Annotated in this window: 10 protein-coding genes and 1 pseudogene; 10 read left to right on the top strand and 1 reads right to left on the bottom strand. The window is 57.2% G+C overall.

The window, feature by feature from the left end:
- Window positions 1-4 precede the first annotated feature (4 nt).
- Window positions 5-838 (bottom strand): M15 family metallopeptidase, encoded by an 834-nt coding sequence (locus AC56LY_RS11110; RefSeq protein WP_499579305.1) that lies wholly within the window; start codon window positions 836-838, stop codon window positions 5-7.
- Window positions 839-1,073: 235 nt separating this feature from the next.
- Here AC56LY_RS11110 and AC56LY_RS11105 point away from each other — a divergent pair, with 235 nt between their 5' ends.
- The 10 genes and pseudogenes from AC56LY_RS11105 to AC56LY_RS11060 all read left to right on the top strand — a co-directional run bounded on the left by AC56LY_RS11105 (window position 1,074) and on the right by AC56LY_RS11060 (window position 13,776).
- Window positions 1,074-1,946: a hypothetical protein gene (locus AC56LY_RS11105; RefSeq protein WP_499579304.1), complete on the top strand. Its 873-nt coding sequence runs from the start codon at window positions 1,074-1,076 to the stop codon at window positions 1,944-1,946.
- Window positions 1,943-4,804 carry a type VI secretion system Vgr family protein gene (locus AC56LY_RS11100; protein ID WP_499582024.1) on the top strand — a complete coding sequence of 954 codons (2,862 nt, stop codon included), beginning with the start codon at window positions 1,943-1,945 and terminating at the stop codon, window positions 4,802-4,804. The genes AC56LY_RS11105 and AC56LY_RS11100 overlap by 4 nt, the downstream gene beginning before the upstream one ends.
- A 9-nt stretch (window positions 4,805-4,813) precedes the next feature.
- Window positions 4,814-4,996 (top strand): hypothetical protein, encoded by a 183-nt coding sequence (locus AC56LY_RS11095; protein ID WP_499579303.1) that lies wholly within the window; start codon window positions 4,814-4,816, stop codon window positions 4,994-4,996.
- Between the two features lie 2 nt (window positions 4,997-4,998).
- On the top strand, window positions 4,999-5,916 hold the full coding sequence (locus AC56LY_RS11090; protein WP_499579302.1) for a DUF4123 domain-containing protein: 918 nt from the start codon (window positions 4,999-5,001) through the stop codon (window positions 5,914-5,916).
- Complete coding sequence (locus AC56LY_RS11085) at window positions 5,903-6,373, top strand: hypothetical protein (protein ID WP_499579301.1); 471 nt, start codon at window positions 5,903-5,905, stop codon at window positions 6,371-6,373. The genes AC56LY_RS11090 and AC56LY_RS11085 overlap by 14 nt, the downstream gene beginning before the upstream one ends.
- Window positions 6,366-8,354 carry a T6SS phospholipase effector Tle1-like catalytic domain-containing protein gene (locus tag AC56LY_RS11080; RefSeq protein ID WP_499579299.1) on the top strand — a complete coding sequence of 663 codons (1,989 nt, stop codon included), beginning with the start codon at window positions 6,366-6,368 and terminating at the stop codon, window positions 8,352-8,354. Before AC56LY_RS11085 ends, AC56LY_RS11080 begins: the two co-directional genes overlap by 8 nt.
- Before the next feature lie 124 nt (window positions 8,355-8,478).
- Window positions 8,479-10,044 (top strand): annotated as a pseudogene (locus AC56LY_RS11075) (DUF2345 domain-containing protein); the annotation flags it as partial.
- A gap of 3 nt (window positions 10,045-10,047) precedes the next feature.
- Window positions 10,048-10,893, top strand: a complete 846-nt coding sequence (locus tag AC56LY_RS11070; protein ID WP_499579297.1) for a DUF4123 domain-containing protein — start codon at window positions 10,048-10,050, stop codon at window positions 10,891-10,893.
- Entirely contained in the window at window positions 10,868-11,629 is a 762-nt protein-coding gene (locus AC56LY_RS11065; RefSeq protein ID WP_499579294.1) for a DUF3304 domain-containing protein, read from the top strand. Before AC56LY_RS11070 ends, AC56LY_RS11065 begins: the two co-directional genes overlap by 26 nt.
- A complete protein-coding gene (locus AC56LY_RS11060; protein ID WP_499579293.1) occupies window positions 11,626-13,776 on the top strand; it encodes a T6SS phospholipase effector Tle1-like catalytic domain-containing protein in 2,151 nt (716 codons plus the stop codon). Before AC56LY_RS11065 ends, AC56LY_RS11060 begins: the two co-directional genes overlap by 4 nt.
- Window positions 13,777-13,787 lie beyond the last annotated feature (11 nt).

Here is a 13,787-nt window from a genome sequence, read left to right as displayed (position 1 = left end):
CTCCCTAAGACTTTCGTTTCATCACGCCGGGCACCCGCAACTCCGTGTGCCCGAAATCCATCATCTTCCAGCGGCCGCCCCAGGTAAGGCCAACCGACTCGGCCACCTGACCGTACAACTCGTAGCCACGCATGGCCCACGGATCCTTTTCGGTGATCACCAGCTTGCCGTCGCGCAGAAAGGCGCAGTCGGCGGCCAGGCCATGCTGGTGCCAGCTTTGCCAGGCGCCGGCATTGGTGACACTGGTGCCCATCGACGCCAGTGCATTCTGGCGCTCGGGGCTGCGATAGCCTTCGAGGATCGCCATGTCGTAACCGTGCTGCTCTTTCATGATCTTGAACACCAGCAGCAGGCGCTGCGTGAATTCGGGGTCCAGCAATGCCCAGTTGCGGCTGGCCGTGCGTAGCAGCGGCCGCTCCACGGCCACGTCGGCTGTGGCAAACACGGCTGGCGGCAGGGTCGCCGGCGGCGCCAGTTGTTCGCCCTGCAGCAGCGACGCCACCTGGGTATTGACTTCGCGGGTCGATACCTCGTAGCCGTCCAGCATATGGCTGCCGCCGGACAGGAACACCAGCGCCGGTGGCACGGCCAGCAGCGCCGCAGCCAACAGCCACGGCCAGTATCGAACCGCAGCCCCGGTGGAGCTGCACTGCATGCGGGGCATGGTGTTACCGACGGCGCCGGAGCTAGTCACGCGCGAGCGCCGGATGGCACCGAACCACGCGCCCAAGCGTGATTCCATGCGCGCTGCCGCCTGTACTGCCAGGCTTCTCCCTGCCGGGAAGAACACCAGCCAGCCGATCAGGCAGGCCAGAATGAAAAACAGGGCAATCGCCATTAACAACACATTGACTCCGCGTTTGACACTATTCGGCTACCTGGTGTGAAAAGGGTGCGCCAGATGACCGACGATCGGTATTTCCTTCAAGTACAACTTACTAGTCTGATAAGAACGGCTCATTCTACCCAACTGTGGAGTCTTATGCGCAACTGACTGTCGGCAATTGTGTGGGGTATCGCGCTAGTCAATTTATTAGCGTAAAGTGTTGCAACAACGATCAGGAGCTTGAATTTTGCAACGAAAAGACAAGATTTCCAGCAATGGACCACCTAGTTTGCTGACCCCTGCACAGCAGGCCGAAGCCGAACGTAACCGCATACTGTCGACGCTGGAGGCGTCTGGCGGCAAGCGGACATCGCCGTCCCCGAATGCGGCGCGTGCTTCGCGCGCGCCATGGATCTGGGCATTCTCGGGCGTGCTGGTGGCCGCCGTGGCTGGTGGTGCAGGGCTGTGGTATGGCCAGCAGCGCGAACCGTCGGCACCCCTGATTGTTGCTGCGGCCGCGCCAGAGAATGCCACGCACGCCGACGTGACCGGCACCAGCACCGTCGCGCCGGCGGCGGATGAGCCAGCCACGGCGATCATCGAAGACGACCACCAGGCGCGCTCGGCACCCTTGCCGGACGCGCAACCGAGCCTGAGCGAGATGCTCGCTGCCGAACCATCAGCGCCACCTGCTGCCGGCGCCACCGGCGACGTCCTCAGTCAGGCGCTGGAAGCACCGTCCGGCGCTGCGCTTGCAGCCGCCGCAGCTGCGCCGGTCGCCGCCAAAGCTGCTGCGAACAACACCGAGCGTGCAGGTGCACCGGCCAAGCCGAAGCCACCTGTCAAACGCGTGGCAGCCGTAAAACCTGCGCCGAAACCTGCAGCGAAAGCCGCCCCGAAAGCCGCGCCTGCACCCGCTGCTGACGGCGACGTGATGCTGCTCTCGGCCCTGATCGCGCACGCCCAGGCGTCCGAGCCGGCCGTGCAGTCCAGGACCCGCGCCAGCCTCGAGCAAGAACTTGCCTATTGCAAGAAGCAGCCGAAAGCCGAGCTGGCGGCATGCCGCAAGCGCGCCTGCGATGGTCGCGCCACAGCCGCCGCCTGCAAGGTGAAACGATGAGTGTGGCGGTGGTCGACGATGTGCTCGCCGCACTGGACGGCTTTTCCAGCCGCACCCGCTTATACGCTTTGCAACTGGGTGAAGACGCAAGCCTGATGGTGGAAGCGTTTGCCGCCGATGACGGCGTACAGACAATCGGCATGCGCGACGTGATCGTGCTCGGCACCGATGCCGCGCTCGACCTTGCGTCATTACTGGGCCAGGCCGCCACGCTCGAAACCAGTCTGGCCGACGGCACGCGCACGCGCTTCACGGGCCTGGTCAGCGAGGCAGCGATGCTGGGCAGCTTTGGTGGCCTGGCGCGTTACCGGCTGCGCTTGCAGCCGTGGCTGTGGCGCCTTGGCCAGGTGCGCAACAGCCGCGTTTGGCAAGACAAGACGGTGATGGAAATCGTCGACATCGTGTTCCAGGAACACGCACCGCACGCCGTCTGGCGCTGGAGTGAAGAAACATCGGTCTTCATGGCCGATGCCGGCGCGCGGAGCTATTGCTGCCAGTACCGCGAATCCGACCTCGATTTCGTCACGCGGCTGCTGACCGAAGAAGGCCTGAGCTGGCGGATCGAAGAAACGGACGAGGGCCACGGTGTGGTGCTGTTCGGCGACAGCAGCCAGGCCAGCGCGACGCCCGAAGACGCCAGCAGCAGCGCCTGCGGCGGCATTCGCTTTCATGGCGCGCGCGCCGGCGAAGCGCACGACAGCGTGCAATCGCTGCGTGCGCGGCGCAGCCTGCGCGTGGGTCTCTCCACCGTGCTCAGTTACGACTACAAGGCCAAGAAAGCCGTAGCCGCCAGCATACCGACCGCGGGCGCCGTGGGCGGTCCCAACGCGCCGCTGCTGGAAAGCTTCGACACGCCCGGCCAGTACTTCTACGCCGACGGCGCCCAGGCGCGCCGTTACGCGCTGTTGCAGATGCAGGCCAACGAAGCGCGCCGCCACCTGTGGCAGGCCCACTCGACGGTGCGCACGCTGCGCGCCGGTACCCGTTTCAGCCTGACGCAGGGGCCGCTGCAAGCGGGCGTCGGCGCCGATGCCGATCCGGCGTATGTCGCGCTGCGCGTCGTGAGCGTGGGCGTCAACAATCTGCCCAAGCCGGCCAGCGAGGGACTGGCCGAACTGTTCGGGCCGATCCCGGAGTTGCTCGAACAGACACTGCCCGAGCAGGATCCCGAACTGGCCGCCGTCATCGCCCAGGCCAGCACCAGCGGCTACGCCAACCTGATCGATGCCATCGCGGCCGATACCCCGTGGCGCCCGGTGGTCGGTGAAAACGGCTTGCGCCACCATCCCAAGCCGACCGCCCACGGCAGCCAGAGCGCGATCGTGGTCGGACCAGGGGGCGGCGCGAGCGCGAGTGGCGCCGATGAAATCCATTGCGACCGCCTGGGCCGCGTGCGCATCCGCTTTCACTGGCAGGAAGACGCCAACGCGACCTGCTGGGTACGCGTCGCGCAGCGCTCGACCGGTGGCGGCATGGGCAGCCAGTTCCTGCCGCGCATCGGCCAGGAAGTACTGGTGCAGTTTCTCGAAAACGATATCGACCGGCCGCTGATCGTCGGCGCGCTGTACAACGGCCAGGGTGAAGGCGGCACGCTGCCGACGCCGGGGGGCAAGAGTGAACAAGAGAGCGACACGGCGATCTTCGGCGCCGCGAACGATCACGCCGTCTCAGCGCAGGGCAACCTGGCGGGTGGCAACGGGCCGCTGTGGCACGGTGCAGCCGCGGCCAGCGCCGGTCACCGCAACAGCGCAGCGCAGTGGGGCATTCGCAGCAAGGAATTCGGCGGCAATGGCTACAACCAGCTCGTGTTCGACGACACCGACAGCCAGGGCCGTATCCAGCTCAAGAGCAGTTATGCCGCCAGCGAACTGAATCTGGGCCACCTGATTCACACGGCCGACAATTACCGCGGCAGCCTGCGCGGGCTGGGCGCGGAACTCCGTACGGACGGCTATGGCGCGGTGCGCGCCGCCACGGGCTTGCTGGTGACGAGCTACAAGACCACCCATGGCGCGGACGCACGTGAGCCGGCCGGCGACAATGTGGCCGGGATTGCCATGCTGAAGCAGGCGGTCAAGCTTGGCGAAACCTTCAGCGCGGCGGCGACGACGCATCAGACAGTGGCGTTCGCCAGCCATCTCGGCGCTGCAAAAGCCAATGCCAGCAAGCTCGACAACAAGGAAGCGCCGTTGCCGGCAATGCTGACGGCGGTCTCGGGCATGCTCAGCGGTGAGAGCATTGATGCGGCGCGCGGCGAGATGCCTGCCAAGCCGGTTGCGCCGGACGATGGCAAGCTGCCCAACAGCAGTTCGGCGGTGATTGCGATTGCCGCCAAGGCCGGCCTTGGTGTGGTTGCAGCGAATGATCTGCAACTGGCCAATGGCGAGACCATCACGTTAATGAGCGGGCAGGATACGCAGTTCGTCACCGGGGGCCAATTGCGCATGCATAGCGGGCAGGCGATCGGCATGCTGGGCGGGGCGGTCAAGGCGGGTGCGGAGAATATCGGCCTGCAACTGGTTGCAGCGAAGGGCGCGGTGGATCTTCAGGCGCAGGGTGATGTGCTCAATGTGCAGGCGCGCGATCAGGTCGACATCATCAGCGCCAATGCGCATGTCGACTGGGCGGCGGCCAAGAGCATCAGCCTGTCTACGGCGGGCGGGGCGAATATCACGATCGAAGGCGGCAATATCACGGTGCAGTGTCCGGGGAAGATCACCATTCACGCCGCAAAGAAAAGCTTTATGGCCAGCCAGGAAGTGAACTACAAGCTGCCGTTCCTGCCGCAGGGCGTGTGCGTGGAGTGCCTGGCCAAGCGGGCGGCGCAGCGCACGGCATTCATCAATAAAGGTACATAGGCTTTTGCAATGAAGATATCGTTAAAAAACACCACGCGGATTACCCGGCGCTGGCTGCTGGGCGCGCTGGGCAGCGCGTCCGTGCTGGTCGCCGCAGGCCGTACTTCGGCTGCGCCGGCCAAGCCATTGTGCGTCGAGTGCCTGGCCAAGCGTGCCAAACAGCGCACCGCGTTCATCAGTAAATGGGTCTGACGATGGTCGCGCAACCCACGATCGCCGCGCTGGCAGCGCTGGCTGCGCAGCATCCCGACTGGCGCTGGTACGCGATTGCCGACAGCGCGCAAGACGCCACGCTGCCCGGCGCCATCGATGGCCCCGGCGCCACAGTGCGCTGCCTGCTGGGCGCGACGCAGGGCAGCCCGCTGGCGGCGCAGTCGCCGCACCTCGTGCAACTGGCGCCACCGGGGCAGGGCGGCGTCGCCTGGAAATGGATTGCCCGCTGGCTCGGCCGTCAAGCACCGCTCGAGCCGAGCCTAACCGTCGTCGCCAGTACCTTGTCGTTTGATGCCTTATTCGCACAGCTCAAGCAGTTTACCGAAATCCGCCTGCCGGATAACTACGACATGTTCTTTGGATTCTGGGATCCCGCAATCCTCGGCACGCTGATCGGGCAGCCGGACGACGCCACATTGCACGTCAAGGGACCGGTGCTCAATGCGGGCCAGCGCGCACAGCTGTTTGGCGGACTGGCCGGGTGGTGGTACTGGGACCGTGACGGCCAGCAGCACGCGGTCGATGTCGGTGCCACGCCTCCGGTGCGCTTGCCGGCGCCGCTGCTGCTGACGCAGAATCAGGTCGATCAGCTGGTCGAAGCTGGCGTGCCCGATCATGTGTTGTACTTTGTTGATCTGAACCAGCCCAATCTGCTGCGGAAAATTCCTGTAGCTGCACGCTACGGCTATGTAAAAAATTCACTTGCCGGTGCACGTGGTATTGGGCTCATTTCGATGCAAGATTTGGTGAACTATGTATGCATGACGTTAATATATGGAGACCAGTGGCATGAAGACGCCGACATTGCCGATCTGATGCGCAAAGTAAAAGCAGAAGCTATTGATTTTTCTGATGCAATTGACATGTTGCCGAAAGTTAAAGCCAATGAAAGATTATAAACCTGTTGGAAAGATAGATCGCCGTACCCTGTTAGGTGCAGGGATATGTTTTATTTTTGTTAATGCATGTGAGGCTAAGCCAATGAAAGCCCGATTCGACGTTGTCTTATTCAATTATCTGAATCGTCCAATTTTCGGGTTGCTAATTGATAGGACTATCGACGCCGCTTCGGATAAATATCCTGGTACAGGAAGTGGGATCATGACGGGAATAAGTCTGTCATTGGGCCCGAAAAAAGTGACATGGCGGCTAGACGGGCCACCTGGGATGAAAAATAACGGTGACACGATCACCAGTAAAAACAGTCCAGAACTGGTTTCGATACCGGGCGGGCGTTATTTGGGAATACACGTTTATCCTGACTATACAGTAGAGCTTATCCCAACGGTTGGCCTGCCACAAGTCAGTCAGCGTGGCCAAATGGAAATGGCAGAGGCAGGGCGGGACCGTGGCTAACGACGATGCCGCGACGGCAAGAGCGTGTAATCGCGACGTTTCGAAAAAGGCTCCCACACCTTTTCAAGATTGCCGTGATGTTGTTCATATATCTATTTTCTTTGATGGTACTGGCAATAATCTGGAAGAAGACGCTGCTAGCAAAAGTTGGAGCAACGTTGGCAGGATGTATAGAGCAGCCTTGCAGGACGAGGGCAGGGCAATCATTCCTATTTACGTTTCTGGTGTCGGAACGCCCTACAATGGGAAGGCGGTTAATTGGATCCGATCCGTTGATGTCTGGCGGGAGGACAATATGTGGGGTGCGGGCTTCGGCGGGGGGGGCACGCGGCGGCTTGATCAGGGGCGTGATGCTGTTAATGATAATCTCCGAGATATTTTGGTTGAAAATGCTCGTCGATTAGGGAAGGAAACTGCTGCGTATGCGACGAGCGCAAGTGCTGAAGGTTTTTCGGCAGTCAATAAGGTGCTTGGCAAACACCGGCTAATTAAAATAATAAACATGTCTTTTTTTGGGTTTTCGCGAGGTGCCTCATTAGCTCGCGCGTTTTCCAATAGAGTCATTAGGCGATGCAAGCAAGGTCCTTCAAATCTGGAGTATGAGGGCTATCAGATCCGTTTCCATTTTCTTGGTTTGTTCGACACCGTGGCCTCGTTCGGTGTTCCCTCTATGAACGTTAGACTGCCTTTTGAAGAACGTGAACTGGTTGTGTCGCCTCATGTCGAGCGCTGTGTACACTACGTTGCAGCCAACGAAGTGCGAGTCGCGTTTCCTGTTGATCTAATTAGGAAAAACGGCAAGCTGGCTGGTGATTGGGTTGAAAGCGTTTACCCCGGCGTTCACTCGGATGTTGGAGGCGGCTATGGACCGAACGATCAAGGAATTGATAATAATTTTGCACGTATTCCCATGCATGACATGATGCGACAATCCGTTATTAGCGGTGTAAGGATGGCGTCGTACGAGGAGATCGCAACTACCAGAGAAGCAATTTTTAATGAGTTATTTAAGGTCCAAGATTCAACATGGGATGCATATAAAAAATATTTGTCTGCGTGTGGTGCCGGCGCTGGTTCTGTCGAAAATCAGATCAAGCGGCATATGCAAATATTCTACAGTGCAAATGGAACCATGCATCGGCGAGGTATAGAGACCCCCGGGTCGCGTCGACGAAACGAAGACAAGTATAAATATCTCGGCCCAAAGGGCATGGCTTGGGAAATCAGCAAGTATCGACTGGCTGCAAAAACCGGGCAATGGTTGCGCTATGGTGGTGGCGCTATTAATGGATATGCGCAGTATGTGAAGCCCGAAGATTGGCAGATCTCAGCATGGGATCATAACGCAACTGATGGCGTAATCGAGTTTGTTTCACGGTATATTCACGATTCAAAGGTGGATTTTATTGGAAATCTCATCGAGCCTTTCAGTTATTTTAAGCCGCGCGGTGTACAGGAATCTACCGCAAACATAACAGTGGAGTGGGGAAACTGGATAAGTCACAAGGCTGAGGCGGCGAAACAGGCCACGAGTGATGCTTACGACGTCGGTAAGAAAAAAGTTGACGATGCTGCCGAAGCAACAGCGGTAGCGGCTCGCGAAGCCGCTGAAGCGACGCGGCGCAATGCAGAGGCATTGGCTGCAGCGGCGCGGCGTAAGGCTCATGAAACTGCACTGTTAGCTCAGCAAAAGGCAAGAGAAGCCGCGTCGGCAGCAAAAAGTGCTTACGACACCGCTAGTCAAGCCGCGAGTGACACGGCAGATGCTGCGTACCGTAAAGCACAGGAGACTGCCGCATATGCGCGCCGACAAGCCGACACTGCAACCAAAGCAGTCTCGGACGCATATGATGCGACGGCGAACGCTGGGAAAAGGGCGGTCGCAGAAGGAGGCAAGAAAATTGTTGAAGTTGGAAATGACGCTACCAGGCTTTACGATCGCGGTATCAATTGGATTAAGCACACCATCGGCGACGACTGAGCTCGTGAAAATTCTGGCTATATAGTGTATTCCGCGGCGAATGCAATCTCGAGCCAAATGGCAGTGTGCAGCCCCATACGATTTTAATTTAGCGATCGCAGACTGGATAAACAACCGCTAATTTAAGCCTACTACACCTGACAGCAACAGCGCGATCATAATGGGCACTGATGGTGGGTCGTGCGCGAGCGGCGCCGATGAAATCCACTGCGACCGCCTCGGCCGAGTACGCATTCGCTTCCACTGGCAGGAAGACGCCAACGCGACCTGCTGGGTGCGCGTCGCACAGCGCTCGACCGGCGGCGGCATGGGCAGCCAGTTCCTGCCGCGCATCGGCCAGGAAGTACTGGTGCAGTTTCTCGAAAACGATATCGACCGGCCGCTGATCGTCGGCGCGCTGTACAACGGCCAGGGCGAAGGCGGCACGCTGCCGACGCCGGGGGGCAAGAGTGAACAAGAGAGCGACACGGCGATCTTCGGCGCCGCGAACGATCACGCCATCTCGGCGCAGGGCAACCTGGCGGGTGGCAACGGGCCGCTGTGGCACGGTGCAGCCGCGGCCAGCGCCGGTCATCGCAACAGCGCCGCGCAGTGGGGCATTCGCAGCAAGGAATTCGGCGGCAATGGCTACAACCAGCTCGTGTTCGACGACACCGACAGCCAGGGCCGTATCCAGCTCAAGAGCAGTCATGCCGCCAGCGAACTGAATCTGGGCCACCTGATTCACACGGCCGACAATTACCGCGGCAGCCTGCGCGGGCTGGGCGCGGAACTCCGTACGGACGGCTATGGCGCGGTGCGCGCCGCCACGGGCTTGCTGGTGACGAGCTACAAGACCACCCATGGCGCGGACGCACGTGAGCCGGCCGGCGACAATGTGGCCGGGATCGCCATGCTGAAACAGGCGGTCAAGCTGGGCGAAACCTTCAGCGATGCCGCCATGACGCATCAGACGGTGGCGTTCGCCGGTCATCTCGGCGCTGCGAAAACCAATGCCAGCAAGCTCGACGACAAGGAAGCCCCGCTGCCGGCAATGCTGACGGCGGTCTCGGGCATGCTCAGCAACGAGAGCGTGGACGCGGCGCGCGGTGAGATGCCTGCCAAGCCGGTCGCGCCGGCCGATGGCAAGCTGCCCAACAGCAGTTCGGCGGTGATTGCGATTGCCGCCAAGGCCGGCATGGGTGTGGTTGCAGCGAATGATCTGCAACTGGCCAATGGCGAGACCATCACGTTAATGAGCGGGCAGGATACGCAGTTCGTCACCGGGGGCCAATTGCGCATGCATAGCGGGCAGGCGATCGGCATGCTGGGCGGGGCGGTCAAGGCGGGTGCGGAGAATATCGGCCTGCAACTGGTTGCAGCGAAGGGCGCGGTGGATCTTCAGGCGCAGGGTGATGTGCTCAATGTGCAGGCGCGCGATCAGGTCGACATCATCAGCGTTAATGCGCATGTCGACTGGGCGGCGGCCAAGAGCATCAGCCTGTCGACGGCAGGCGGGGCGAATATCACGATCGAAGGTGGAAATATTACGGTGCAGTGTCCGGGGAAGATTACGATTCACGCCGCGAAAAAAAGCTTCGTGGGTCCGGTTGACCAGCCCTATCCGCTACCGGCCATCCCCGGCACGGTGTGTGTCGAATGTCTGAAAAAATCTTTGGCGGCTGCGCCCGCTTTCACGTTGCTGGAATAACGCATGTTGATCGATCCACACCAGACCAATTGGCATGCTGAACTGCTGGCACAATCTCGGCAACTGCCTGACGGAGCACAGCTTGTACTGTTGATCGACGGCGCGTTCGTACCTGGCCTGTTTCGACACCTGAGCAAAACCAGCGAGCCAGCCTTGTTGTTCGAGCGGCTTCCGGGCTGCAACGACAAAGTGAAAGACGTATCGCCATTCCTGGTGCCTTTCGTTTCGGACAACCAGGCACTACATCGCGTCCTGGAGCGATGCGAAGGACTGCCCATGTTGAGCGCGATTGTTACTAGCGACAGTATCGATGTACTTGCTGAACGACTCGCCGCTTGGTGCACTGTCGCGACCGGGGGAAACTATTTCAATTTCAGGTTTCCCGACACGCGGAGACTGCCTGCTATCTTTGCCGTTCTCATGCCTGAGCAGCAGCGTGAGCTTGCCGGCAATGCCCTAAGCTGGCATTACATGGCCAGGAACGGGGCTTGGGCAGCGCTGCCGATTGATTACTCTGGACCAGCGATCGGGACTACAGTGAATGCAAGGCTAAGTGAAGCGCAGTTTGCAAGGCTGATCGAGGATAGTGAATCGGACGAGATATGGGTTCGGCTGCAGTATGGCGGCGACACTTGGGATGGCTTGCCGTCAGAGCGGCATGATCTGCTCAAGGAAGCGGTGCAGGTTGCCCGCCAACATAATCTCGACCACACTGGAACATTGAGATGGTGTGCTAAGTTAATGGCCACGGTTGCGACGGGAAGTCACGTCAACGTGCCACATGTATTTTTGAATTTTCAGAAAGAGTTTACAGGGCGATTCAATGACGATCTACAAAATACTGTTTAGCACATTTGTGCTTTTGCTATGCGGCTGCAGTGCGCGAGGAGAATCTGGAGCGTCAAGGTCAGGTGATCGAGTTTCAGTAAGTATTCATGGTGTTAACTATACTGCGGACCCATTCGAGTTTTCTGTTGTTGATCCACGCGATGAAAAGAACAATGGTGGTGGAGAACACATTGGGCCATATGCCGCCGGAGGCATCGTTTGCTGTTTCAAGCTCCCCGCCAAGTGGTCGCCAGGAACAGTCATTGAAGTTGAATCCAGACATTGGTTGTCGACAGGGAATGGAGAAGAAATTTCCGCTATCGAAAAGAAGCATACAGTCGAACTACCAGCCTACGCGAATGGAAAAGCTGGAGAATTATGGGTGCTGCGCAGGTCGGATGGTGGCTTTGATATTGTTTCAAGCGACCTGCAACCGGATCACCCCCAATGGCCTGGAAAAATCAAGGGTTGGCCAGTTCCTTCTCGAGATTTTATGCTGAAGCGGTGGGAGTTGGTTAGGGACGATGCCGAGGACGCCGTAAAGAACGGTAAGCATCTTATTGCGGAAGTAGAGAGATCATCAGAATCCTTGTTTCGAAAGGCATGGGCTTTAGACGAAAGCTATTCAAAGGACACGATAGCGAAATTTACCGGCCCTGAAGATCCTGCTTATCATCAGAGCTTAAAGAAGCGCTATACAGACCGATTACGCTTCTCTGAGGCGCGCCTTAAGCAAATCATGGAGGATAAGCCATGAGTGCTCAGCTTTGTACAGTTTTACCTGATAGGTATGGCAGGGCCGCGAATAAGAAAGAATTTTTCGACGATGCTGAACGGGACATACTAGAGGCCTATGAGGAACGCGAATATATACCAAATAACCTCTCTGGTAAATCCTGCAACACCAACCTTTTCTTTGGCTTCTTTTTTGACGGTACGAAAAATAACTATAGGTTGGCTGCAAAAGCGAATGAATACTCCAATGTTGCTCGATTATATGACGCTTTCCCTGGTCAGAGTGTGCCGGGAGTATTGCCGAAGGGAGTAGACTGGAAGCTTCAGAAAGATTCAAGGTTTTTGAATTTCTTTCGAGTTTATGTGCCGGGTGTAGCGTCACCTTTCCCGGACATCAATGATAGCGGTGATGGCTGGACTAAGGTTCTCGGCGGGGCTGTGGGCAGAAAAGTCAATGACCGCATTGTGTGGGCATTAATTCAGGCAGTTAACAATGTTCATCGTTTTTTCTACAAGCAACCTTTGTTATCGTCCGAAGAAGCTATCTCGTTGGTAAGTCGTCTTTATCTTTCTAAAGAGGCACGGGCATTAATGAGCAGGAATGTAGCACGTCCATATCGGGAATATCGGGATGTGGAAACAGTGCGTCCTCGGGCTGAATTTGAAAGTCTTTTGAGACGTTTGCACGCGCGAGTCGCACAGCACTGGTCAATAAATGGATCTCGCCCAAAAAAGATTGACCCTGCAATTGTTCAAACGATTTTTATATCGACATTAGGCTTTTCTCGAGGAGCAACTCAAGCTCGTGCCTTTGCCAACTGGCTAGATTCCTTATGCAGGCTCGATGCGCAGATTTTGGGAAAAAAAGGTACTACTTTAGGCGGCTTCCCTGTAAGCTTCGACTTTTTGGGTCTGTTCGATACTGTAGCATCTGTCGGTCCGGGAAACACGTTCGGGGACTGGATTATTTCACGATTAGTAGATGGACATAGTGGCTGGGCTGATGCCGAAGATAGCTTAAGAATACCCGGCAGTATAAAGCGATGTGTGCATCTCGTCGCCTCACATGAGCAGCGGCGCAGTTTCCCGCTAGATTCAGTTGCATTAGGATTTGCATACCCATCAAACGCAGAAGAGATCGTGTTTCCTGGCGTGCATTCAGACGTTGGCGGCGGTTACGCGCCGATGGATCATGGAAAAGGTGTTAATGCCAGTGGTAATGATATGCTTTCACGCTTGCCATTACTGTATATGTATAAGGTAGCAAGGTTGGCAGGAGTGCCTTTTAAGCTTGAGTTGGCCGATAAGGATGTGCAAAAAAAGTTTGAAGTCGATGCAAAAGTCATTAACGATTTCAATGCTTATTTATCGCAATGCAAGCGATCGAAGGGATCGCTGACTGATATCATGCGCGAACAGCAAATTTTTCAAATGGGATGGAGATATTTTCGGCGTGCCGGTGGTGGTAACGAAATCAATAGAACTAACAGCTTTAAAAGAGCTAGCAACTTTGACAAGAATGACTTGGATTCATCGTCTCGAGAATTTAGCGATGAATTGAATGAGTTCGAAAAGCAACTGCAGAAATGGAAAAAACAAAAACTACCGAAGCAGTCGCCTGGCTTTGGAAACTCTTTCGTTCGTGAGTGGCAAGAAATCGCGCGATATTGGCCTATAACAGTACAGACCCCAGAAATTGTAAATTTTTTTGATGAGTACGTGCACGATTCTCGTGCGGCTTTCAAGTTGAGTGGTGCGGATAATCCTACGGATGCTGTCAATTCGCTTCAAGAATGGTCAAGAATATTAGCTGTTCGTAAGTCTTTGTATTCCAATCCTATGCCAGTAGTGCGAATGTCTCGAGCAGGGCCGCCAGATTACGGTATGGATCGAAATGAGCGTATGGCTGCAGAGGCGTTTGACCGGGAAAGAAAAGCAAATCCCAACGAGCGGGATCTGACAAAGCTAATCCCTCGTTACATTAACGAAGGGCGTGAGCCATCGTTTCTGGCCGAAGCTGGATATTTTCGATTTAGAAAGATTTATGGCGGTTCGGACGATGTACTTCTATCTCAGTCAGATGGTGAACATAGTGGAAAGTCGATCAACAATCTGGCCGATATTAAGGCAGTAGACGACTCGGTAAGTAATGTGCGGCGAAAAGTTTAGGAGATTATCGC

This window comes from Telluria sp. ZT3P25, from assembly GCF_059685895.1.
The sequence above is the reverse complement of the archived record's forward strand: the minus strand, read 5'-3'. Positions and strand labels throughout refer to the sequence as shown.

Coding starts and splice junctions, on each gene's coding strand:
- AC56LY_RS11070 (WP_499579297.1), top strand. CDS start 10,048: ATGTTGATCGATCCACACCAGACCAATTGGCATGCTGAACTGCTGGCA.
- AC56LY_RS11085 (WP_499579301.1), top strand. CDS start 5,903: ATGAAAGATTATAAACCTGTTGGAAAGATAGATCGCCGTACCCTGTTA.
- AC56LY_RS11110 (WP_499579305.1), bottom strand. CDS start 838: ATGGCGATTGCCCTGTTTTTCATTCTGGCCTGCCTGATCGGCTGGCTG.
- AC56LY_RS11095 (WP_499579303.1), top strand. CDS start 4,814: ATGAAGATATCGTTAAAAAACACCACGCGGATTACCCGGCGCTGGCTG.
- AC56LY_RS11100 (WP_499582024.1), top strand. CDS start 1,943: ATGAGTGTGGCGGTGGTCGACGATGTGCTCGCCGCACTGGACGGCTTT.
- AC56LY_RS11060 (WP_499579293.1), top strand. CDS start 11,626: ATGAGTGCTCAGCTTTGTACAGTTTTACCTGATAGGTATGGCAGGGCC.
- AC56LY_RS11090 (WP_499579302.1), top strand. CDS start 4,999: ATGGTCGCGCAACCCACGATCGCCGCGCTGGCAGCGCTGGCTGCGCAG.
- AC56LY_RS11065 (WP_499579294.1), top strand. CDS start 10,868: ATGACGATCTACAAAATACTGTTTAGCACATTTGTGCTTTTGCTATGC.